The 21819-nt window shown below is 44.9% G+C and carries 16 protein-coding genes; 8 read left to right on the plus strand and 8 right to left on the minus strand.

Annotation, left to right across the window (positions count from 1 at the left end; all coding sequences use genetic code 11):
* Positions 1-54 precede the first annotated feature (54 nt).
* Positions 55-828, minus strand: coding sequence for a DUF6503 family protein (locus KUV50_RS09930; protein WP_222579985.1), 774 nt, complete (start codon positions 826-828; stop codon positions 55-57).
* Between the two features lie 1033 nt (positions 829-1861).
* On the opposite strand from KUV50_RS09930, the gene KUV50_RS09935 reads away from it, so the two are divergent.
* The gene (locus KUV50_RS09935; protein ID WP_222579986.1) at positions 1862-2041 is read left to right on the plus strand and encodes a hypothetical protein; all 180 of its coding nucleotides are present in this window, start codon (positions 1862-1864) and stop codon (positions 2039-2041) included.
* Positions 2042-2060: 19 nt separating this feature from the next.
* Here the strand turns inward: KUV50_RS09935 and KUV50_RS09940 are convergent, their stop codons facing one another.
* Positions 2061-3203: an SGNH/GDSL hydrolase family protein gene (locus KUV50_RS09940; protein ID WP_222579987.1), complete on the minus strand. Its 1143-nt coding sequence runs from the start codon at positions 3201-3203 to the stop codon at positions 2061-2063.
* 49 nt (positions 3204-3252) lie between these two features.
* Positions 3253-4641, minus strand: a complete 1389-nt coding sequence (locus KUV50_RS09945) for an aldehyde dehydrogenase (RefSeq protein WP_222579988.1) — start codon at positions 4639-4641, stop codon at positions 3253-3255.
* 267 nt (positions 4642-4908) lie between these two features.
* On the opposite strand from KUV50_RS09945, the gene KUV50_RS09950 reads away from it, so the two are divergent.
* Entirely contained in the window at positions 4909-7449 is a 2541-nt protein-coding gene (locus KUV50_RS09950) for a M14 family metallopeptidase (RefSeq protein WP_222579989.1), read from the plus strand.
* Positions 7450-7859: 410 nt separating this feature from the next.
* Positions 7860-11135, plus strand: coding sequence for an amidohydrolase family protein (locus tag KUV50_RS09955; protein WP_222579990.1), 3276 nt, complete (start codon positions 7860-7862; stop codon positions 11133-11135).
* Positions 11136-11641: 506 nt separating this feature from the next.
* Here KUV50_RS09955 and KUV50_RS09960 read toward each other — a convergent pair.
* From KUV50_RS09960 to pncB, 3 genes are all read right to left on the minus strand, one after another.
* Complete coding sequence (locus tag KUV50_RS09960; RefSeq protein WP_222579991.1) at positions 11642-12109, minus strand: DUF456 domain-containing protein; 468 nt, start codon at positions 12107-12109, stop codon at positions 11642-11644.
* A gap of 220 nt (positions 12110-12329) precedes the next feature.
* Entirely contained in the window at positions 12330-14243 is a 1914-nt protein-coding gene (locus KUV50_RS09965; RefSeq protein WP_222579992.1) for a M1 family metallopeptidase, read from the minus strand.
* 173 nt (positions 14244-14416) lie between these two features.
* The gene (gene pncB, locus KUV50_RS09970; RefSeq protein ID WP_222579993.1) at positions 14417-15586 is read right to left on the minus strand and encodes a nicotinate phosphoribosyltransferase; all 1170 of its coding nucleotides are present in this window, start codon (positions 15584-15586) and stop codon (positions 14417-14419) included.
* 89 nt (positions 15587-15675) lie between these two features.
* On the opposite strand from pncB, the gene KUV50_RS09975 reads away from it, so the two are divergent.
* Positions 15676-16233, plus strand: coding sequence for an RNA polymerase sigma factor (locus KUV50_RS09975; protein WP_222579994.1), 558 nt, complete (start codon positions 15676-15678; stop codon positions 16231-16233).
* Entirely contained in the window at positions 16205-16582 is a 378-nt protein-coding gene (locus KUV50_RS09980; RefSeq protein WP_222579995.1) for a hypothetical protein, read from the plus strand. Before KUV50_RS09975 ends, KUV50_RS09980 begins: the two co-directional genes overlap by 29 nt.
* 194 nt (positions 16583-16776) lie before the next feature.
* Here the strand turns inward: KUV50_RS09980 and KUV50_RS09985 are convergent, their stop codons facing one another.
* Positions 16777-17202 (minus strand): methionine-R-sulfoxide reductase, encoded by a 426-nt coding sequence (locus tag KUV50_RS09985; protein ID WP_222579996.1) that lies wholly within the window; start codon positions 17200-17202, stop codon positions 16777-16779.
* A 109-nt stretch (positions 17203-17311) separates the two neighbouring features.
* Positions 17312-17521, minus strand: a complete 210-nt coding sequence (locus KUV50_RS09990; protein WP_222579997.1) for a DUF2007 domain-containing protein — start codon at positions 17519-17521, stop codon at positions 17312-17314.
* Positions 17522-17642: 121 nt separating this feature from the next.
* On the opposite strand from KUV50_RS09990, the gene KUV50_RS09995 reads away from it, so the two are divergent.
* The 3 genes from KUV50_RS09995 (at position 17643) to KUV50_RS10005 (ending at position 21662) form a co-directional block, all read left to right on the plus strand.
* Complete coding sequence (locus KUV50_RS09995) at positions 17643-19229, plus strand: FMN-binding glutamate synthase family protein (RefSeq protein WP_222579998.1); 1587 nt, start codon at positions 17643-17645, stop codon at positions 19227-19229.
* A gap of 92 nt (positions 19230-19321) precedes the next feature.
* Positions 19322-21049 carry an amidohydrolase gene (locus tag KUV50_RS10000; RefSeq protein ID WP_222579999.1) on the plus strand — a complete coding sequence of 576 codons (1728 nt, stop codon included), beginning with the start codon at positions 19322-19324 and terminating at the stop codon, positions 21047-21049.
* A gap of 148 nt (positions 21050-21197) precedes the next feature.
* The gene (locus KUV50_RS10005) at positions 21198-21662 is read left to right on the plus strand and encodes a 6-bladed beta-propeller (protein WP_222580000.1); all 465 of its coding nucleotides are present in this window, start codon (positions 21198-21200) and stop codon (positions 21660-21662) included.
* The last annotated feature ends 157 nt before the right edge of the window (positions 21663-21819 follow it).

Below are 21819 nucleotides of genomic sequence, written 5' to 3' on the forward strand. Positions count from 1 at the left end.
CTGAGTATAAAGCCTGATCGGGCGATCCAGGAGGTTTACACCTTATCATCCTCACTATTTCAGTGGTTCCACCTTGACATTTTTCAGCTCAACCCTGGAAAGTTCCTTGAGTTCATCGTCGTCGTAGTATTGTTCGATGCGGGAATAGTCCACAGAATCCGGATTGGCCATGTAGTTTATGTAATCCCGGACAGTGAGTCCATCGACGGTTCTTTCATTGTAGGAAGACCGGAATCGGATTCCGCCATCATTCACATGAAAGTCATAGGCCAGATAATCCAGACTGTAATCCTCCGGATCAAAATAATAGTAGTACACATCTTCGTGATCGGTTCCACCGCCCTCTTGCTCAAAGGATACTTTTATTTTTTCGTAAGGCTTGCCTTTGATATTAACTTGATCTATGTATTCCTTGATCACGGCGGCATCCTGGAGGCGGTAGGGCAGAAAAGCAAAGTAAATGATGGAGTTCACACCCCCTTTCAGGGCTTCCTTTTCCTCAGAAGTAAGATCCAGTTTCTGACCATCCTTATATCGGACAAAATCGTCATTGGTCAAGGTGTCTTTGATGATGTGGCCGGCGGTATCTGGGAATGTTCTAGTGTACCGGAATTGGCCATTTTTGTTGTAGTAACTGAGCGATTGATCCCTGAAATCAAAAGTCACTTTGGCGTGATCCAGTTGATGACCGCCCATGGCCTCTATGGCTTTGGAAACAATATCGTGCGCCTGATTATCAATTTTTCCAGACGGGGAATCACCCTGGTCTTTACAAGACATGATCCCAAATACGAATACGACCAACCAGATGACATTTATTCTACTCATTTTACTTTGTTTTTATACTTGTCATTATAACTACAGCTGTATGATAAAATTGTTGGTAAAACAACTTAGGTTAATGAGATACAGTTGTCATACACGCGGTGCATCAATCCTTTATTTTCTATAACGATCAAAAGCTCCCGGAGGATCCATCACCCTTCATCTCAGCATGTGGTCAGCAACGGAGAACGGTGGCGCAAGTGGCCAATTTACTTGTTTATCGTGTTTTGTGCTCCGGGAAGCAAGAGCTCCAGCTCTTGGGCAAAAAAGCTTTCCAAGGAGCAGGAGCTCCTTCTTCCCGGAGGCCCTTCCTACGCAGCATTGATACGCTAAACAAGTGCTGGCCTATGACCATTTACTCGAAGCATCAAAGGACTGAAGTCCGAAGATGATCAACAAAATTGACTACACCTCTATAAAATAATCAAAATCGATTTACTTTTTGTACTATTATATCCGTCCAAAATGAATTCCAGAACGAAATAAAATAGTTCTAAATCGGTCGATTAGACTAAGAGAATGCACGACTTGGAAATCAAACCTATTTCCAGGAGCCCAAATTTTCACCATTTTGCTGAAACAATTTTAAATTCATTCTCTATAAACACTCTTTTCATTTTCGCTTTAAAGCTATTCATTTGAACCCATACGGGGTTCTCTTTGGGGATGGTCTGTATCCCCCCGGCTGCACTACGCTTGCCGGGGGTTATTCACATTGAACCCCATCCGGGGTTCTGAATAGTGATGATCTCTATTTATCGTGAAATTCTAATCTATTCGGTCTCATATTGAACAGACTTCATACCAAACAAAACCGGAGTTATTGAAAGTAAATAACCCCGAATAAGCCGGCAGGCGCCATTCGGGGTCGGGAATGTTAATGCATTAAACTCCGTAAGATGTTCAACCTGACCATCTTAGTTTTGAACATGGTTTTGGTTTTTTATCACCCCGATTATATAGAAATATCAACCACATCTTTATTGCATATTGTGGACGCTTGTCAAATCATGATTCAGTAATCACCTCGGAAAATATGAATTTACCCAAAGGACAACTGAAAGGTAGCATTGATGACAATACTTTTGTTTTGACAGTGGGTGCTCAGGAACTGGCGGATTACATAGACCATGAGGGTGGTTCAAATATTTTTCAGAAGGAAATAAATGTAAGAGGCAACGATTATATTGTGTTATTTTCAATTGAGTACAAATGAGATTAATAGTATCTGCCAATCAATGCCCTTCGTCGAAAATTTCCCGGATTTTCTTTGCATAAGCCAGTCCATAATAGGTCATTCCGAGGTCTGTTTCGTGGGTCCCATCTACGGTGCAATCCATACACATATTGATTTCTTCATTGGTGAGATAGAACAAATCGGAGATCCCCTCTGCTTTGAGTTCCTCATAAACCTCTTTTTGAATTCCGTTCACCCGGACGACGACGTCATGAATGTGTCCGGAGACCGGTTCATCCGAATATCCAGCATTGTCCGTCAGTAATACGGGTGTATTGGGATGCGCTTTTTTCAAGGATTCCACAGATTGACGGACCCGTTTTTTTAATTCTTCATCTGGGAAGTTTTTCTGACTACCCAGATTGGGCAGACAGTCCAGAATATAGAGCCGGGCATCAATTTCATTGATCAGGCTGATTACTTCGGTCTCTAATTGTCCATTGCCTGAAAAGGCCAGATTAATCACCGGGTTGTCCAGATCCCGCTGAAGGATCGACGACCACGCCATGGCTGGCCGGGAAGCACACCCGCCTTGCGCTCTGGAGGTGCCATACACCACGATCGGTTGATTCGGTTTTGATTTGGAGTTTGAAAAAGAAGCTGATTCCGGAATACCTATTTCCATCCATTTCACCCCATTGTACAAGGGCAGAAAAAGGCGGTAATCATAGATCTTTCCAGGTTTCGGGTGGCGGCTGTTCAATGCAGAATAAGTATAGGTGATCGTATCCTTAAAAGAGTATTTGCCCCGGCACCACATAAGCCCACCGTCATCCTGATAATCGACATACAGATCCAGACCACTGACGCCGGTGGCAGGCATGTGGGGCATTTCGAGGCGACTGCTGGTGGTTTGGTAACGAACGATGATTTCCGGTGCATCTGTAGAAAAAGTAAGATAAATCCCTGCGCTGTGGCGCGACAGATTCCAGACCGCTTTTCGTACGGTTTGTTCTGCTTTGGCGGGCAATCGGTCGTAGGGGGAAGCCAGATCGGTGTGTTCCCATCCCTGACCGTGGAACTGAATGTTATCTTCCTGAACCGGGTCGTACCATTGAAGGTCGGTTGATGGCTGTGCGTGCACAGCTATTGGAAAAAGACAAGCGAAAATGAAAAATGTGATTAGAAAGTTTAATTTCATGTTGATTTTGTTTGAAGGGCTAATATAAGGAAATTAGAGTTTCCAATAATCACTTCAGAATTCGCCTCAGGATCTTTTCCTTCCACGAGGTGTAAGGTGGATACTTCAGCGGCACATCCATCCAGGTCGCTTTTTTCTGGACGGATTTGTAGTGTGAGAAGGCATCAAATCCCCATTTTCCATGATAGGATCCTATACCACTATTACCTACACCACCAAAGGGAAGATTTGGATTGGCAATATGTTGCATGGTATCGTTGATGGTCATACCACCAAATTGGAGCTCATCACTGGCTTTATTTTGTTCAGATTTTCGATTCGAAAAAACATATGTAGCCAGGGGATGTGGCTTACTCCGTACTTTTTCAAGCGCTTCGTCCCAGTTGCTAAATGGAATAACAGGCAATATGGGACCAAAAATCTCTTCCTGCATGACCGAAGCGGATTCATCAACCTCTGTCAATATTGTTGGCTCTATCCAAAGATCGGCCCTTTCGTGATGTCCACCGGTATAGATATTTCCCTGGTTCAGATACCCGACCAACCGGTCAAAATGTTCCTCATTGATAATTCGTCCATACTCTTCGTCGGCCTGTCCGCTCTGATACATTTCATCGATCTGCTCTTTGAACTTTAACAACATTTCGTCCATCACCGATTCATGAACCAGGGCATAATCGGGGGCAATGCAGGTCTGACCGCAGTTGGTAAACTTCCCCCAGATGATCCGTTTGGCCGCCACGTCCATTGAAAGGGCGTCCGAAATTAGTGCCGGACTTTTTCCCCCGAGTTCCAGGGTGACATCCGATAAATGTTCTGCCGCAGCTTTCATCACGATCTTGCCAACCCGTGGACTGCCGGTGAAAAATATTTTATCCCAGGGAAGTTCCAGCAACTCGCTGGCCACATCCACATCACCTTCTATAACTGTAAATAACTCTTTCGGGAAGTGTTCATTGATCAGTTTTGCCAAGGCGTTGGAGGAATGGGGCGCTATCTCACTCGGTTTTAGGATCACAGTGTTCCCGGCAGCCAATGCATCAATCGCCGGCGCCAGGCTCAGTTGATACGGATAATTCCACGCTCCCAGGACCAGGGAAACCCCATATGGATGCGGCTGGATATAGCTGCTACCCGGGATGTTGGCCATATTGGTGGGGACCCGGGTCCGACGACTCCACTTTTTTATCGATTTCAGCTGAACATTGATTTCATCAAAAATGAGACCAATCTCCGTGGCGTAGGTTTCAAACGATGATTTACGAAGATCTTTGTATATGGCTTCATTGAGTACCGTTTCATGGTCCTGGAGAAGGGTTCTTAGTTTTCTCAAAGTCTTTTTCCGCGCATCGATGGGCAAGGTGGCGCCTGAACGGAAATAGTCTTGTTGCCTGGTAAATATGGTTTTAGAATTTACGATTTGGTTGGTAGTTATCATACTCGTATTTAAACGACCGTTATATGGTCGTGGGGTGATTCGTTGGATTATTTATAAAAATGGGATCGGTTGAAAATTGTCCATGCTAAAATCAGGCGCTTATTAGGACGATTTATACTATCAAACAAACGATATCACTTCTGGTTTAATAATCCCGATTATAAAGGGGGGGATGAACTTGTTCTACGATATTGGCCATAAAATCAACCGGCTACTTTGAATTATGCGCTGGCTAGAGTATCTTTCCTTTCCACTAAATATTTCAAAGTGAAAATCACATCTTCAATTATTACGTTTGCCCGGTTCTTTTTTATTGTATCAGCCGTATTGCTTTCTTATTCAGTAAAGAGTCAAAAGGATCTGTCCTATTTTTTGCCGGATGTCCAAACATTGAATCCGGAAATCACGACGCCAGAGGAGTTTCTGGGTTTTCAAATCGGGGAGTGGCACGTGACCCATACTCAGCAGGTGTACTATATGAAAAAACTTGCCGAGGAGTCGGATCGGATTCAGTTTCATTCGATGGGAAAGTCCCACGAAGACCGGCCTTTGGTGCATTTGTATATTTCCCGTCCCGACAACCTGCAGCGATTGGAAGAAATCCGGCAAAATCAGTTGAATTGGTCCGATCCCATGTCTGATCAGACCGCCCCACAAGAGGAACTCCCGTTAGTGGTCTGGCAGGGCTATTCCATTCATGGCAACGAGGCTTCCGGATCCAATGCCGCTTTGCTGGTGGCGTACTACCTCGCTGCCTCGGACAATCCGGAGATTCTGAAAATATTAGATAACACAGTGATTATCTTTTATCCGAGTTTCAATCCGGATGGCATGCAGCGTTTTTCGTCCTGGGTAAACATGAATAAAAGTAAAACACTCAATCCTGACAATCAGGACCGGGAGTACGATGAGGTGTGGCCCGGCGGTCGGACCAATCATTATGGATTTGATCTGAACCGGGACTGGCTACCGGTTCAGCAACCGGAGAGTCAAGTGAAAATCAAGCTGTATCAGATGTGGCGTCCGAACATCCTTACCGATCATCATGAAATGGGAACGAATTCAACCTTCTTTTTTCAGCCTGGTATTCCTTCCCGGACCAATCCGCTGACGCCTCAGATTAATCAGGATTTGACGGAAGAAATCGGAACCTTCCATGCAGCGGCTTTGGACAGCATGGGTTCCTTATACTACTCCAAAGAGAGTTTTGATGATTTTTACTACGGCAAGGGATCGACCTATCCGGATATTCAGGGCAGTATAGGAATTTTGTTTGAGCAGGGCAGTTCACGGGGGCACATCCAACATTCCGATCATGGAATATTGACCTTTCCTTTCACGATCCGCAATCAGTTCGTGACCTCACTATCCACGCTTCAGGCCGGACTTTCTCTGAAGAATGATCTCCAAAAGTACCAGCGTGACTTTTTCCACTCACAGGATTATTCCGGATCGGAAGGTTATGTTTTTGGCCATAAGAGCTATCCGCACAAGACGCAGGAATTGGCTAAAATACTGCAATTGCATGACATCAATATCTTTCGGCTCACGAAAGAACTGACCCACGGTGATCATAGTTATTCTGCCGATGATGCGTATTATGTACCCCTGGATCAGCGCCAGAAACAACTCATCCGAACCATTTTTGAAACGAATACCACTTTCCAGGATAGTCTGTTTTATGATGTATCTGCGTGGACATTACCACTGGCGTTTGATCTCCCATACGACTTGGTTCAGGAACCGTCAAGTCTGGAGAAAGTTCTCCAACCAGTTTCCGGTGAAAAAGCGACCTTCACCACTTCCACCTATGCGTATATCCTTCCTTGGGAGCATTATCTGGCTCCCCGGGTTTTGTACCAGCTTCTTGATGAGGGGATCCGGGCATTCGTGGGTACTCAGCCATTTACTTATGATGGTCATCACTTTAACTATGGCAGCGTATTGATTCCCATCCAAAACCAGGACAAAGAAACAATCGAATCCATCTTGAAAGCAGCCGTGGAGCAGGAAGGTGTACCGGTCATAGGTATCCCAACCGGTGCGACCGGTATGGTCAATTTGGGCTCCCGGAATTTTGCAAAGGTCGTTAAGCCAAAAATTGGTCTCATCGTGGGGAACGGGGCATCCGCTTATTCTTCCGGCGAGGTGTGGCATTTGCTGGACACCCGCTATCATATTCCGGTAACCAGACTGGACGGAGAACATTTCTCTTCGTATAACCTGGATGATTACAATGTGCTTGTTTTGACCGCCGGATCAATCCGTGGGGTGTCCAAAGAGAAATTACAGCAATGGATTTCTCGGGGTGGTACCTTTATTGTACAGGGATCCGCTGGACGCTGGGCAGATCGGCAATTTCCGGGCCATTTCAAATACAAGAAATCTGTATCGATCGACACGACCAGTGCCGGCTATGATGAGATGAGTGATTTATACGGAGCCCGGGTGACCGGTGGTGCTATAGTAAAAACTAAAATTGATCGTTCTCATCCGCTCAATTTTGGATACCTAGAGGACGTCCTGCCATTATTCAAAAAAGGGAATCATGTTTTTGAGGTCGATCCGTTGGCGTACAAAAATCCCATCGTATATGCGGATGATCCTTTGTGGAGTGGATATTTGCATGAATCCAATATAAAATTATTCAGTGGAAGCAGTGCGGTTCAGGTGGCAGCGATCGGTTCGGGACGGATCATCAATTTTGCCGATAACCCCAATTTTCGGGCATTTTGGTATGGTACCAATAAACTGTTTGCTAATTCCATCTTTTTTGGACGGTTGATTAGTTCGAGAGCGAGTAATTAAAGCTCAAAGCGAGGAAGCTCAAAGCAAGGAAGCTGAAAGGACTAAGCTCAAAGCCCCAAGCGAGGAAGTTGAAAGCTCAAAGCTCAAAGCGAGGAAGCTCAAAAACCCAAGCTGAAAGGTGGCTCGGGGAATAACCTGACAGCGTCTGGATTAGAATGGTTTTTTGGGGAGAATTTGGCCTCACCATTGAAACTGCATTGTGCGGTGCCGACTGACCTGTCAGTCTTTCAATTCGAGGAATTATATAAACTGCTAGAGAGGGATAAATAGGGGGAAAGGAGAAAGGAAAAAGGGGCAAGGAGAAAGGGCAAAGGAGATTCTCATACGTTTTAGCATAGCCTCGGTTATTCTTGGATCTCCTGATCGTGCTAATTTACCTTATATTTGGGCGAAAATAAAATAGTTTACTTATGAGAGTCATCATTTTGCTCCTTCTACTGGTCAGTTCATGGGGTGTTTTCGGTCAGGAAACAACGAACGATAAATCCAAGTGGGATGTCTCCAATCCCGGTGAAGAATTCCAATACAAACCACATAACTTCACGACGGATGAGGGGACCTGGATGAATCTGGATGTCAGTCCGGATGGTCAAACGATTGTTTTTGATTTATTGGGTGATCTCTATACGTTGTCTATTGACGGTGGTGAAGCGACTCCATTGCGCACGGGGATTCCTTTTGAGATACAACCTCGTTTTTCACCGGATGGGTCGATGATCTCATTTACCAGTGATGCCGGTGGTGGGGATAATATCTGGGTCATGAACGCAGATGGTACCGAAGCTCGGCAGGTGACTAAAGAGGATTTTCGTTTACTGAATAATGCCGTCTGGATGCCCAATGGGAATTATTTGATTGCCCGAAAACATTTTAGCTCACAGCGAAGTCTGGGCGCCGGAGAAATGTGGCAATACCACATCACCGGTGGGAGCGGCCTTCAATTGACCAAAAGAAAAAACGATCAGCAGGATGTGAATGAACCGTTTATGTCAACGGATGGCCGATACCTGTACTACAGTGAAGATATGTATCCCGGGGGACAGTTTCAGTACAACAAAGACCCCAACAGCCAGATATATGTAATCAAACGGTATGACTTTGAGACCGGTGAAACAAAAACCGTAACCGGAGGTCCGGGTGGCGCAGCGAGACCAACCATTTCTCCGGATGGGTCGATGATGGCCTATGTCAAGCGGGTTCGGACAAAAAGTGTGTTGTATATCCATGAATTTTCTACCGGAAAAGAATGGCCGATCTATGATCAGCTGGATAAGGATCAACAGGAGGCGTGGGCCATCTTTGGAGTGTACCCGAACATGGCATGGATGCCGGAAAACAACGAAATCATTTTTTGGAGCGGCGGCAAAATTAATCGTATCGATATCAAAACCCTGGAAGTACAGATTATTCCTTTTACGGCAGATGTGAAAATCGATATCGCTGAACGGGTTCATTTTAACAACCCGATACCATCGGATGAATTTACATCGCAGATGATCCGGGATGCCGTGACGTCACCGGATGGTAAAACGCTGGTTTTTCAGTCGGTCGGTTATCTTTGGAAAAAATCCTTGCCTGACGGGCAACCCGAACGACTGACTGATGAAAGTGACTTTGAATTTGAGCCCGCTTTTTCTCCGAACGGGAATCGCTTGTTGTATGTGACTTGGAATGATCGGGAGAAAGGCGCCATTCATTTATTGGATCTATCGTCCGGTAGTTCAGAACAATTGACTACCGAGAAAGGGATTTATCGCACACCTTCTTTTTCTCCGGATGGACAGCATGTCGTATTTCAAAAAGAGAATGGAAACACAGACCAGGGATTTACCTATACTGTCAATCCGGGCATCTACCTGATGGATGTCGATGGCTCGAATGAACGTAAGGTGACCGATCACGGAGCGTATCCGATGTTTAATAAAACAGGGAACCGGATTTTCCTTCAGACCGGCGGTACTTTCTTTGGTGCGCTGACGAAAAAGTTGATCAGCGTCGATCTAGAGGGAAATGATGAAAAGATTCATGTTACCTCGAAGTACGCGAATCGACTGGTGCCGAGTCCGGATAATAAATGGATTGCGTTTACCCATTTGCACAAAGCATATGTAGCACCATTGGTAATGAACGGTCAAACCATCGATCTGGATAATTCATCCAGCTATGTACCGGTTTCACAGATTGCCCAAGATGCCGGAATTAACCTCCACTGGTCACCGGACAGCGAGCACATCTACTGGACCTTGGGGGACGAGTACTTTGTCAATGAACTGAAAAATCGATTTGCATTTCTTCCGGGTTCGCCAGATAGTCTACCACCCATGGCGAAAACCGGGACGCCCATCGATCTGACTGTTGAGGTCGACAAACCCAACGGAGTAATCGCTCTGAAAAACGCCCGGCTGATCACCATGAATCCGGATAATGAAGTGATTAACCAGGGTACAATATTGATCCGTGACAATCGGATCGAGAAGATAGGGACATCGGTAGATATTCCTAAAAATGCCATTATTTATGACTTAGCGGGGAAGACCATTCTGCCTGGCATGGTCGACGCCCATGCGCACATTGGAGCTTTTCGCCAGGGATTGATTACGCAGCAAAACTGGCGGTTGATGGCCAATCTGGCATTTGGTGTGACGACGGTACATGATCCGTCTGCTAATACAGAAACCGTATTTACCTTGTCGGAACTGCAGAAAGCAGGTCAGATCACCGGCCCACGGATTTATTCCACCGGCTTTATTCTGTACGGTGCAGACGGTGATTTCAAGGCAGTCATAAACAATCTGGATGATGCGAGAAGCAGTATTCGGCGAACCAAAGCGTTTGGTGCTCAAAGTGTCAAAAGTTACAATCAACCCCGACGGGACCAGCGTCAGCAGGTACTGCAAGCTGCCCGGGAAGAAGGGATTAATGTAGTACCCGAAGGCGGTTCTACATTTTTTCACAATATGACGATGATCATCGACGGGCACACCGGCATCGAACATAATATTCCGGTGGCTCCCGTTTACCGGGATATTGTCGAAATGTGGAGTCACAGCCAGGTAGGGTATACGCCGACCCTCATCGTGAATTATGGTGGGATGAATGGGGAGTACTATTTTTATCAGAGAGACGACGTGTGGAAGAATGAAAAACTGTTGAACTTTACCCCCCGACGGATCATTGACAGTCGGTCGCGGCACAGAACGATGGTCCCGATGGAAGAATATGAAAACGGACACATTTTAGTTTCTGAAACAGCCAACGACTTGAGTAAGGCCGGAGTGAAGGTCAATATGGGGGCGCACGGACAGCTTCAGGGACTTGGGGCGCACTGGGAAACCTGGATGCTTCAGCAGGGTGGCATGGCTGAGATGGAAGTGTTGCGGGCCGCGACGATCAATGGTGCGGAATATATAGGCGCCGGTGCGGATATCGGATCACTGGAAGAAGGAAAATTGGCAGATTTGCTGGTTCTTCGCAAGAATCCGCTGGACGATATTGAAAATACCTTATCCATCGAAAAGGTGATGTTGAATGGCCGATTATACAATGCTGACACCATGAATGAAATCGGGCACCGGGAAAAAGAGCGGTTGCCCTTCTATTGGGAGTTTGAAACCTACAATGAGGCCTTTCCGTGGCATGAAGAGAGCCATTCATTTATGGAGGAAAGCTGCAGTTGCAGACATTAGTATTGAAAGTTTATCAGAGGAAATGATTTGAGCAGAAAAAAGATTAATCTGCGTCTCGGGAATGCACGATCAATACTTCCCGCAGATTACACCGATCAGTGCAGTAGTTGTTGTGCCTGGTAGGATCCTGTCACGCCGGCCATCTGCCAAAAAATTATGGCAGAGCATGGTCTATTATGTTGATGAAATTTGTGCCGATCAACGGGCAATATGAAAACGTATTTTTTTCCTCCAGAACTAAGGAGTGAACAATCAAATTCCGTGTGGCGCAGGAAGCGTTATATTAGCCCATTTCAACAGTTAATACCCTATTCATCTGAAAGGGAAGATCCTCCTTTAACGCACCTTTTTTCGTGTCAAAAAAGATGTGACCGATTCCTAATCTCGTCAGGTTTTTACACTTCCTGTATAGTCCCCATAGGGACGATAGGTCCTAGCCAGGGTTGTAAAACCCTGGTGATAGGGTGTTGTAAAAATGGAGTCCCATAGGGACGGAACTACGCTTCTCACCCCAGCACCGCCATCACAAAATACCATGCAAAAACCAAACACAAGATCAATTTGATTCCCGTGCCAGCCAGGAAGCCAACAAAAGATCCCCAGGCCGCTCGAAGTGCCCGGGTTACCTCTCGCCGATCGTACAACATTTCTCCAAGGAAAGCGCCTACGAACGGCCCGAGAATGATCCCGAATGGCCCCAGCAATAATCCGGCAAACGTTCCTACCAAAGCCCCTTTCTCGCCCATCTTACTCCCGCCGAAATGGCGACTGCCCCATCCTGGAATCAAATAATCCAAGCCAATTGTGAGAATGGCCAGGACGGCGGTCGTGATTAAAAATCCGGAACTGAAATCAGCGTAGTCGGTCCAATGGAGCAGCAACAGACTAAACCAGGCAGCAGAAGGCCCCGGTAATACCGGCAGGATACTTCCGATGATGCCGATGATTAGTGCAATGATTCCTAGTATGAGCAACAGTATATCCATTTTTGAGGTTACTAGTTATTCGTTACCGATTATCTGTTATTAGCAGTGGTGGACCACAAATTTTATATTTTTTAAACTCAATTCGCTCAACATGATTTATTAAATTTAAACCACAAACCACAAACCACAAACCACAAACCACAAACTACAAACTACAAACTACAAACTTCAAACTTCAAACTTCAAACTTCAAACTACAAACCAGAAACTACAAACTATCCTCTGACACTATTTTGTCGATCGTCTGATAGGAAACCGGATGATAATTGGGGCGGGCTTCTTTGTAAATTTTCTCTGCTAATTTTCGCCCCTTATCCGTTTGTACCAAAGCTGTGTAAAGCGGCGTCAAAAATTTACGCCGGCCGACATGGATCAGAAAGTCCTCTACTTCGGGGTACACGACTTCATAATCCTGTCGGATGGAAACCAAATACCAGGCCGCTTGAATTTCAGCATTGCTGGAATGGGTCAGGTCAAAGACTTCATCAATCTTTTGAAGCTTTTCTATGGAAATATCATTGGGTAAATTATTGATAAAATGCAGCCATTCGTGGGTGGTCCATTCGCTTGCAGCATTTGTCAATTCAGTGATATCGTCGGATTGGATAAAAGCGTTCGACAATGTATTGATTTTTTGGAACCGTTCTGTGACCGGTACTGGTGCATTGTCGGGAAGTCCCTCTCCATATACCCATTCGTCGATCTTCAACGTGTCAGCCAAATCGCTGTCGTCAGCCACGATGTACGTATTCAAAAGGTCCACCAATGTGCTGGAGTTTATAGAGTGAAAGGTGTACGTTGAAAAATACGCACTCAAAAAGGCATCCCAGGTTTCCCGTCCTACGGTTTCTTCTATTTTTCTAAGAAACAAATAACCTTTATTATAAGGTATCCCTGTTAATCCTTCATCCGGATCTCGTGCTTCCAGATTGATGTGCAGTCGTGTATCTTCAGCACGACCTTCGTCGTTGAGTTGTTCGATCTCTTTGATCAGATCCTGGTAAGTCAGACTAGCCAGCATTTCAGAGTACTCACGCCCTCGGGATGCTTCCATGATCCGATGCTCGATGTAGGTCGTAAATCCTTCGTTGATCCAGATGTCTTCCCAGTTGGCATTGGTCACCAGATTACCGCTCCAACTATGCGCCAATTCGTGCGCGACCAGTCCCATCAATGATTTGTCACCGGCCAGAATGGTCGGGGTGGCAAAGGTAAGTCGAGGGTTCTCCATGCCCCCAAAAGGAAAACTGGGTGGAAGGACAAGAACATCGTATTGCCCCCATTGGTAGGGACCGTAAAGCGCTTCAGTGTTGCGAATCATCTCCGGGATATTCTCAAATTCATTGGCGGCTTTGGGAAGTACTGATGGCTCGGCATAGACCCCCGATTTTTCTCCGAGTTTTTTATATTCCAGGTCACCCACAGCCAGCGCCATCAGATAGGATGGTACGGGCTGGTCCATACTAAAAGTGTAACTCCCGTTTTCTTTCTTAGCGGTAGGGTTTTCTGCGCTCATAAGTGCCAGTAATCCGGAGGGTACCGTCACCGTGGCATCGTAGGTGAATCGGACCCCGGGACCATCTTGGCACGGCAGCCAGGTTCGGGCCAGAATCGCTTGAGATTGAGTGAAAAGAAATGGTTTTTCTTTTCCGGCGGTTTGTACCGGATCCAGCCATTGCAAAGCTCCGGCTTCTGGATTGGTCGAATAGGCAATCTTGACGGTTTTGGTATCTTCTTTCAATGGTATGATGAGCGGCTGGCCGTAAAGATTATTGCCTTTTCCCATACGGAACTCCACTTCTTCCGTGTCATTGAGCCACACCTGGTGGACGTTGAGGTTTTTGGTGTCGAGAATGAGTTCATCGTTATTTCCGACTCTTTCAATTGTCCAGATTGCCCGGGCATTGATTGTTTTTTGGTCAAAATTCACACCGGCACTCCAGTTGAGGTGCGTAACCCGCACTTCATTGAAATTGGCGAAAGAATTGGGGTCAGAGATTTTAATAGAATCCACGGACATATCCGTTAAATTTGGTTCTTGAACGGTTTTTGCGCTGTCGCAGGCGGTGAACAGGCTGGTTAAAATCAGTAATGCAAAGAATCCGATTGCGTTTTGCCGCATAATAGTAATTGTTTTTCTGAATTGCAATAAACGACAAAAATAGGAATAGTATCTCACTTAAACTGCGATCACAGACATTTCATTCGGATGTATTGGTCACCCGGGGTCATATGTGGTTCGCGGAGGTGCGGTGTTGGGCGTCAATGCAACCGTGCGAAGTAGAACTAATTACGTCAATATTGCGCCTTGATCAGTGCTTTGGCGAGTTCGATCATATCCTGGTCCCCGGAATGTTTTCCCGGTTCATCGGACAATTTGATCGTTGGAATCCAGCCTCTGTTAAAAGGTTTGGCAGCAGTGATCTTAATCACGATATTCAGCGCTTCCAGGCCGGTATCATTGGTGAAATTCGTGCCTATACCAAAACTCATGCCGATTTTCCCACGACAAAAATTCGCAATGCGATCTACCTTATTGGGGTTGAGTCCATCTGAAAAAATAATGGTCTTGGTCAAGGGATCAATTTTCATGGATTCGTAATGCTGTATGGTTTGCTTGGCAAACTCAACCGGATCACCGCTGTCATGACGCACCCCATCAAATAATTTTGAGAATTTTTTATCGAAACTCTCAAAAAACACTTCAGAGGTGTACGTATCCGACAATGCAATCCCAAGATCCCCCCGATATACATCCACCCAATGCTCCAGAGCCATCGTATTCGACATTTTGAACCCATACCGTGCAGCGTGAAACATAAACCATTCGTGGGCATGGGTCCCGATTGGTCGCAACTGGTATTTGTGTGCCAGGTGTACGTTACTCGAACCATTGAAGTATTTACCCCCATATTTCTTCAATGTCTGAACGACCTCTTCGTGAACCTGCAGGGAGTGACGTCGGCGGGTTCCAAACTCTGCAATGGCCAAGCCTCGGTTGGCATAGTGAGTCATTTTCTCCTCCGCCACCTTTTTAATTTTTTCTATAGACCACCTGTCTTCTTGGCTTTCTTTATAATACAATTCGCAAATCAGAGACATGATAATCACTTCCCACAAAATGGTTCGGTACCAGGGGCCTTTAACAGAAACTTCAAGCTGGTTGCCTGTTTGATTAACTTGTACTTCGGCAGGATTGTACCGGTATCCTTTTAAGAAATCAAGGTAGGCCGGGTCCAGGTAGGGACAGTTTATTCGTAGGAATTCCAATTCGTCATCACGAAGTGATAATTCCGGAAGATGCGCGATCTCATCCTGAAGCATTTGTCCGAACCCAGCCGGAAATTCATGATTTCCCCGGTTGATGAACTGATATTCGGCATGGGCCTCAGGAAAGTGTTTGATGACCGCATTTTGCATGGTGAATTTGTAAAAATCATTGTCCAAAATCGAATGTATGATCATGAGCTTCGTTCAAAATGGCTTAAAAAGAGGCTTAAATTAGATATTTTACAACAAAAATCCCATTTTCAGCATCTATATAGATGTAGACTATGGAATTGGAGAATATACTTCGTGGGATTAAGAAGAAAAACCGTACTGCTCAAAAAGCGTTGTATGATCAGTACAGCCCGCTTTTTATGGCGATTGGTATGCGCTATTTGAAAAATATTCACGAAGCCGAAGATGCTGTTGCAGAGGCGTTTATAAAAATTTTTACTAAAGTAAAAAGCTTTAAAGAAAAAGGAAGTTTTGAAGGCTGGATGAAAAGAATTGTTGTCAATGAATGTCTCATGATCTTGCGACAGAAAAAAAAGCAACATCTTTATATTCCGCTGGATGAAGTTGATATCGAACTGGATCCGGAAGTGATCGATAAGATGAGTGCAGATGAAATCATGGAGGTAATCCGGGAATTACCCGATGGCTACCGCACAGTATTCAATCTCTACGAAATCGAAGGTCTTAAGCATCGGGAAATCGCTGAGGAACTCGATATCAGCATACATACCTCGAAGTCTCAACTGATCATGGCCAAGCGGAAATTGCGGGAGATATTAAAAAAAAATATTAAAGTCAAGGATGAAGTACAAGAAAAATCTGCAGTATAAAGTAAGTCAAGCCACTGCCCATCCTTCCGATCGGGTATGGCAAAAAATAGAAACAAACCTTGATGGTGATCGACGACTTCGCCGAAACCGTCGAAATACAGTCGTGGGTTGGGCGGCTGCTGTTTTTGTAGTGCTTATGGCCTACCAGGCCGGTAAATATGAGGTAAATTCTTCGGAGTATAAGCCACAAACACTTCCATTATCTGATCACGTCGCAAAGTCTGAGGTGACATATCCCACTATTCAGTCTTATAATGCCATGATTTCCTATCGGAAAGATGGACAACTAATACCCAATGCCCAGGCGATATGGGAGAATCCTCTGGTTCCGAGAACGGTGGATTTTTAGTTTATTGTGGATAGTATATAGTCTGTAGACAGTATTTTAATTAGTTTTTAGGCTGGAGACCAGCAAAGTTGGTGATATGGATTGATAAGACGCAATTCCTATCAAACTAGTCAAACCAGTTTTTACATTTATTACATCATCAACGATCAACCATTCACCATTAATAATCAACCATTCACCATCAACCATCAAACTTACCCTCTGATCAGTTTTTCTTCATTAATTGTTCCTTCGTTGTAATCCTCTTTGGAGATAAATACCATCGACAGCGAATTCACACAATGTCGGATGTTTTTATCCGTCAGTCGTTCTCCCTGGAATACATGCCCCAAGTGTGCATCACAGTTGCTGCACAGGATCTCAGTCCGGCGACCGTCTGCATCAGTCTCTCTTTTAATCGCTCCCTGGATTTCATCGTCAAAGCTCGGCCACCCGCAATGTGAATGGAATTTATCTTCGGATTTATACAGTGGAGTCAGGCAATTCTTACAGAGGTATAGTCCCTGAGCCTCATGGTTTAAGAGCTGACCCGTACCCGGTCGTTCGGTTCCTTTATTGAATAGAACGTTTTTTTCACGTTCAGTTAAGGTCATTCGTGATGAATTAGCTTTCGTATTCATATCTGATGAGTTTGTGATCATTATATGTTAGATAATAATTCTCATGGAATGAACAGGGTATTCAAAAGATTTGTTCTGCAATTGATTCAAAATTTGTACAAACCTTTAATTATTCCTCTGCATGTTCCTCTAATGTTTCGTGAACCACCTTTTTAGCTAGTTCAAATTCGGGGTCTGTTACGTAAATTTCCAGAAACCCAAAACTGTTGATCGCTGAGTCTTTTTTGTCCATGATAACGGTTTCGATGTTGTTGTTTTCCAGCTCTGCTTTGATTATGTTTGCCGTGATTCGATCCTGTGTGGTGTGTACCAATTTCATAGTATGATATATTATATTTTAAAAAGATTCTTCTATCTTACTGCTTTAATTTTTGAAAGTTATTGTGTCTGGTATAAAGCATTAGTGAGGTCAATAACTCAAACTAATCTACGAATATTTCATGAGAAATGAATTTGTATTTTTTTCGATAGTATCTTTATTGCTGGTATTCGGAATCTATCAATACATATGGCCGCCTGTTATATGGTCTTTGATTGTGCTGCTCCCCATCTTGTTGTTGGGATATTATGATATGTTGCAGAGTCGGCACGCAATCATGCGTAATTTTCCCATTCTGGGCCGTGGACGGTATATTTTTGAAGAGTTGCGCCCTAAAATATACCAGTATTTTATAGAATCGGAGACGGACGGTACGCCGATACCCAGAATGCTTCGTTCCATCGTTTACCAGCGTGCGAAGAATGAAATATCTACTACACCTTTTGGTACCCAGCTCGATGTCTACCGAGTGGGGTACGAATGGATCACCCACAGTATTGGAGCGATTCCCATCAACGAATTAAATCCGCATCCGAGAGTTCGTGTGGGTGGAAAAGATTGCATGCAACCCTATGAACTGAGTATTTTCAATGTTTCAGCAATGAGTTACGGATCGCTGAGCAACAGAGCAATCCTCTCACTAAATGGAGGTGCTCAAAAGGCTGGTTTTGCACACAATACCGGTGAGGGTGGAATCAGTCCTTATCATATTACGCCCGGGGGCGATTTGATTTTTCAATTTGGAACCGGGTATTTTGGCTGCCGGGATGAAAAAGGAAATTTTGATCCGCTTCTATTTAAGGATAAAGCGGAAATGGATAATGTTAAAATGATCGAAATCAAATTGTCTCAGGGAGCCAAGCCCGGGCATGGGGGGCTTTTGCCGGCCACCAAGAATACGGAAGAAATTGCCCGAATTCGTCATATTCTTCCGGGCATTGCGGTTCATTCACCCGCCTACCATACTGCCTTTGATTCACCGGTCGGATTGTTGGAATTCGTGCAGGAATTACGTGATCTTTCTCTTGGAAAACCGGTGGGTTTCAAATTGTGTGTCGGTAGACCCTCCGAATTTATCGCCATTTGCAAGGCCATGCTGGAAACGGGGATTTTGCCTGACTTTATCAGTGTGGATGGTGGTGAAGGAGGGACCGGGGCTGCACCGTTAGAATATACGAATTCGATGGGGATGCCGCTGCTGGAAGGGCTTACATTTGTGCATGATATGCTGCGCGGATTTGGTCTTCGCGATGAAATCCGCTTGTTGGTCAGTGGTAAAATTATGACTGGTTTCGGGATATACCGGGCAATGGCACTCGGAGCTGATGCGTGTTACAGTGCGCGGGGGATGATGTTTGCGCTGGGATGTATTCAGGCTTTGGAATGCCATAAGAATACCTGTCCCACCGGCGTGGCCACCCAGGACAAAGAACTCGTGGCTGGACTCAAGGTAAAAGACAAGACCGAACGTGTCGCTAATTTTCATCTTAATACAGTGTCAAAATTTGTGGAGCTACTGGGGTCATCTGGCAAACGGACACCTTCGGATATCTTACGTAAGGATGTGTTTCGGCGGATAAATACCTATGAAGTAAAGTCTTTCGAGACCATGTATCCGACCACGCCATATGGTTCCTTTAAATACGGTGAAATCCCGGAGCGGTGGAAAAGTGAATTTGATTATGCCCGGATAGATTCATTCGCTTGAATATCACACAATGGAACACTGAGGAGTTAGCAAGAAGGTCGAAAAGTTATCGATCCTAGCTCAATATTTTGTCTACACATTATGAAGTACTTATGAAAAAAAAATCTCTCCATTTTGTTCTGTTCACTGTGTTTCTTTCTCTGATCATTATAAGTTGCCAAGCGGATCAACCACAAAACCCCCAGATCACTTATTTTTACAATGGTCACATCTATTCCATGGATAGTTCGTCAAGCATCTTCTCGACAATGATCGTGGAAAAAGGCCAGATCCGGGCCGTGGGTGTCGCCGATATCAAAGAACAATTGGCCGGGAAAGATTATGAATCCATCGATTTGAACGGCCAGGTTGTGTTTCCGGGACTAATCGAGGGACACGGTCACTTTATGTCTTTGGGGGAGGTCGTTTGCGGCCTGGATATTTCCGGATTGCCATCATGGGGTGCTGTATTGGATAAGACGGTCGAATTTGCCTCCGACCAACCGGGCGAGGGATGGGTGTTGGGCAAAGGCTGGCATCCCAATCACTGGTCAGCACAACCGGAGCGTGTCATCGAGGGATACCCGGATAATACCCAGTTGAATGAACTCTTTCCGGACCGGCCGGTGGTTCTTCAGCACTCGAGTTTCCATGCTTTGATGGCTAATAAAAAAGCGCTGGAACTCGCCGGGGTAGACGGAAATACGCCCGATCCAGACGGCGGGCGAATAGTTCGGGATGACCATGGCCATGCTACGGGTATGCTGGAAGAAAATGCTATGGGATTGGTGATGACACCCTACAATGCGTGGAAAAATGAACGATCTGAGAAAGAAAAAGCAGCTATCCTGGAGCAGTATCTGGATTCCGCTGCGCATCGTTGTTTATCTTACGGGATTACGACTTTTGTGGATGCAGGGATTGGTCCGTCAGAATTAAAGACCTATCAGAATTATCACGAAAAAAAAGGATTGAATTTACGCATCTGGGCCATGGCTTCCGGGCTGTCGATGCTTGAGGGGGCTTTCGATGGGGCAGTGCCCTATGAATCGGAAGATAACCGGTTGTATCTGAAGGCGTCGAAAGCATTTGTGGATGGTGCACTGGGGTCCAATGGGGCCTGGATGATCAATGATTACCAGGATCAGCCGGGGTGGAAAGGACAAAATGTGGTCGATACAACTACCTTGAAAGCTATGGGCCAAAAATGCATCGATCTGGGAATTCAGTACTGCGTCCATGCCATTGGTGACCGGGGAAATCGGGTCATGCTCGATATTTATGAAGATCTTTTTAATGAAAATAATGCGATGAACCAAGATCTGCGCTGGCGGATCGAACATACTCAAATCGTTCAGCCGGATGATATTGGTCGGTTTGCTCACCTTGGCGTGATTCCCAGCATGCAAGCGATTCATTGTACATCGGATGCACCGATGGTGGAACCCAAGATCGGAGAAGAATTGGCACGTGAGGGTGCTTATCCTTGGCGATCTTTGATTGACCAGAATTCCCGCATTGCCAATGGTACCGACACACCGGTGGAGCGTGTGAATCCATTTGAGAATTTGTACGCTTCCGTGACTCGCAAATCATCACCCGAAGCAGAAGCTTTTTATCCGGAGCAATGCATGACCCGGGAGGAAGCGCTGCGATCCCTGACAATATGGAATGCTTATGCCTGTAAACTGGAAGATAAGACGGGAAGTCTAGAGCCGGGAAAGTGGGCGGATTTTATGGTCGTCGATACGGATTTGATGAAATGTATGAACAAGGATATTCTTGATGCGCAGGTTTTGGAGACGTGGGTGGGAGGAGAGAGGGTGTGGGAGAGACAATAATTTTCGTTTGGTAATCCTGCTGTATATAAAAAATAGAAAGTTCTAACGTTTTAAAGTTACTCAAGTAATGCTACATATTATCTTTTGTAAACTAAACCATAGTCTTGGTCAAGGTGATTGTAAATAATTAAATTATAAAAGCCATCAGATGAATACATATTTAGTAGTTCTATTTATCCTCTTTTTTTCTTGTGGAAGTGAGAATGATTTAAAGGAAGAAAAATTAAAGCCTGTAATAGTGTTAGTTCCGGAGGAAACAGAAGTGAAGTCTCTGCAAATCGATAAAATAGTTCCACTGGAAACAAAAGATAAATCGGTATTTGGTCAATTTTATAAGGTAGTTTTATCAGATAGTGGTATTTACATACTTGATCATATTTTTACGAACAATCTATATCACTTTAATGAGAATGGAAATTTTATTACCAAGTTGCATATTGGAAAAGGGCCTGGAGAAGTCATTGACACTTATTCAATGTATTTTGACAGAGAGGCCAAACAGGTATATGTCTATGATGGAGGTAGTGAGGTAATAAAGCTGTTTGATGACCAGTTGGAATATCTTCGTACTTTACCCATTAATAATGAAATAGCATACCACCAGGGACTGTAAAGTATTTTGTGTATAGCCCCCCGCCCCCGGCCGGGGGCGGGGGGCTGAAAAATTTTTTTTACATTTTTCCGCCCCCGATCATTGGGATTCATGATTTGTAAATCTTATATTAAAAATTATGAAGAACCAAAAAGTAGACGAGTTACTAGACTCAATT

The sequence above is a fragment of the Membranihabitans marinus genome (genome assembly GCF_019802045.1).
GTDB lineage: Bacteria > Bacteroidota > Bacteroidia > Chitinophagales > Saprospiraceae > Membranihabitans > Membranihabitans marinus_A.

Coding starts and splice junctions, on each gene's coding strand:
- KUV50_RS09930 (WP_222579985.1), bottom strand. CDS start 828: ATGAGTAGAATAAATGTCATCTGGTTGGTCGTATTCGTATTTGGGATC.
- KUV50_RS09935 (WP_222579986.1), top strand. CDS start 1,862: ATGAATTTACCCAAAGGACAACTGAAAGGTAGCATTGATGACAATACT.
- KUV50_RS09940 (WP_222579987.1), bottom strand. CDS start 3,203: ATGAAATTAAACTTTCTAATCACATTTTTCATTTTCGCTTGTCTTTTT.
- KUV50_RS09945 (WP_222579988.1), bottom strand. CDS start 4,641: ATGATAACTACCAACCAAATCGTAAATTCTAAAACCATATTTACCAGG.
- KUV50_RS09955 (WP_222579990.1), top strand. CDS start 7,860: ATGAGAGTCATCATTTTGCTCCTTCTACTGGTCAGTTCATGGGGTGTT.
- KUV50_RS09965 (WP_222579992.1), bottom strand. CDS start 14,243: ATGCGGCAAAACGCAATCGGATTCTTTGCATTACTGATTTTAACCAGC.
- pncB (WP_222579993.1), bottom strand. CDS start 15,586: ATGATCATACATTCGATTTTGGACAATGATTTTTACAAATTCACCATG.
- KUV50_RS09975 (WP_222579994.1), top strand. CDS start 15,676: ATGGAATTGGAGAATATACTTCGTGGGATTAAGAAGAAAAACCGTACT.
- KUV50_RS09980 (WP_222579995.1), top strand. CDS start 16,205: ATGAAGTACAAGAAAAATCTGCAGTATAAAGTAAGTCAAGCCACTGCC.
- KUV50_RS09985 (WP_222579996.1), bottom strand. CDS start 17,202: ATGAATACGAAAGCTAATTCATCACGAATGACCTTAACTGAACGTGAA.
- KUV50_RS09990 (WP_222579997.1), bottom strand. CDS start 17,521: ATGAAATTGGTACACACCACACAGGATCGAATCACGGCAAACATAATC.
- KUV50_RS09995 (WP_222579998.1), top strand. CDS start 17,643: ATGAGAAATGAATTTGTATTTTTTTCGATAGTATCTTTATTGCTGGTA.
- KUV50_RS10000 (WP_222579999.1), top strand. CDS start 19,322: ATGAAAAAAAAATCTCTCCATTTTGTTCTGTTCACTGTGTTTCTTTCT.
- KUV50_RS10005 (WP_222580000.1), top strand. CDS start 21,198: ATGAATACATATTTAGTAGTTCTATTTATCCTCTTTTTTTCTTGTGGA.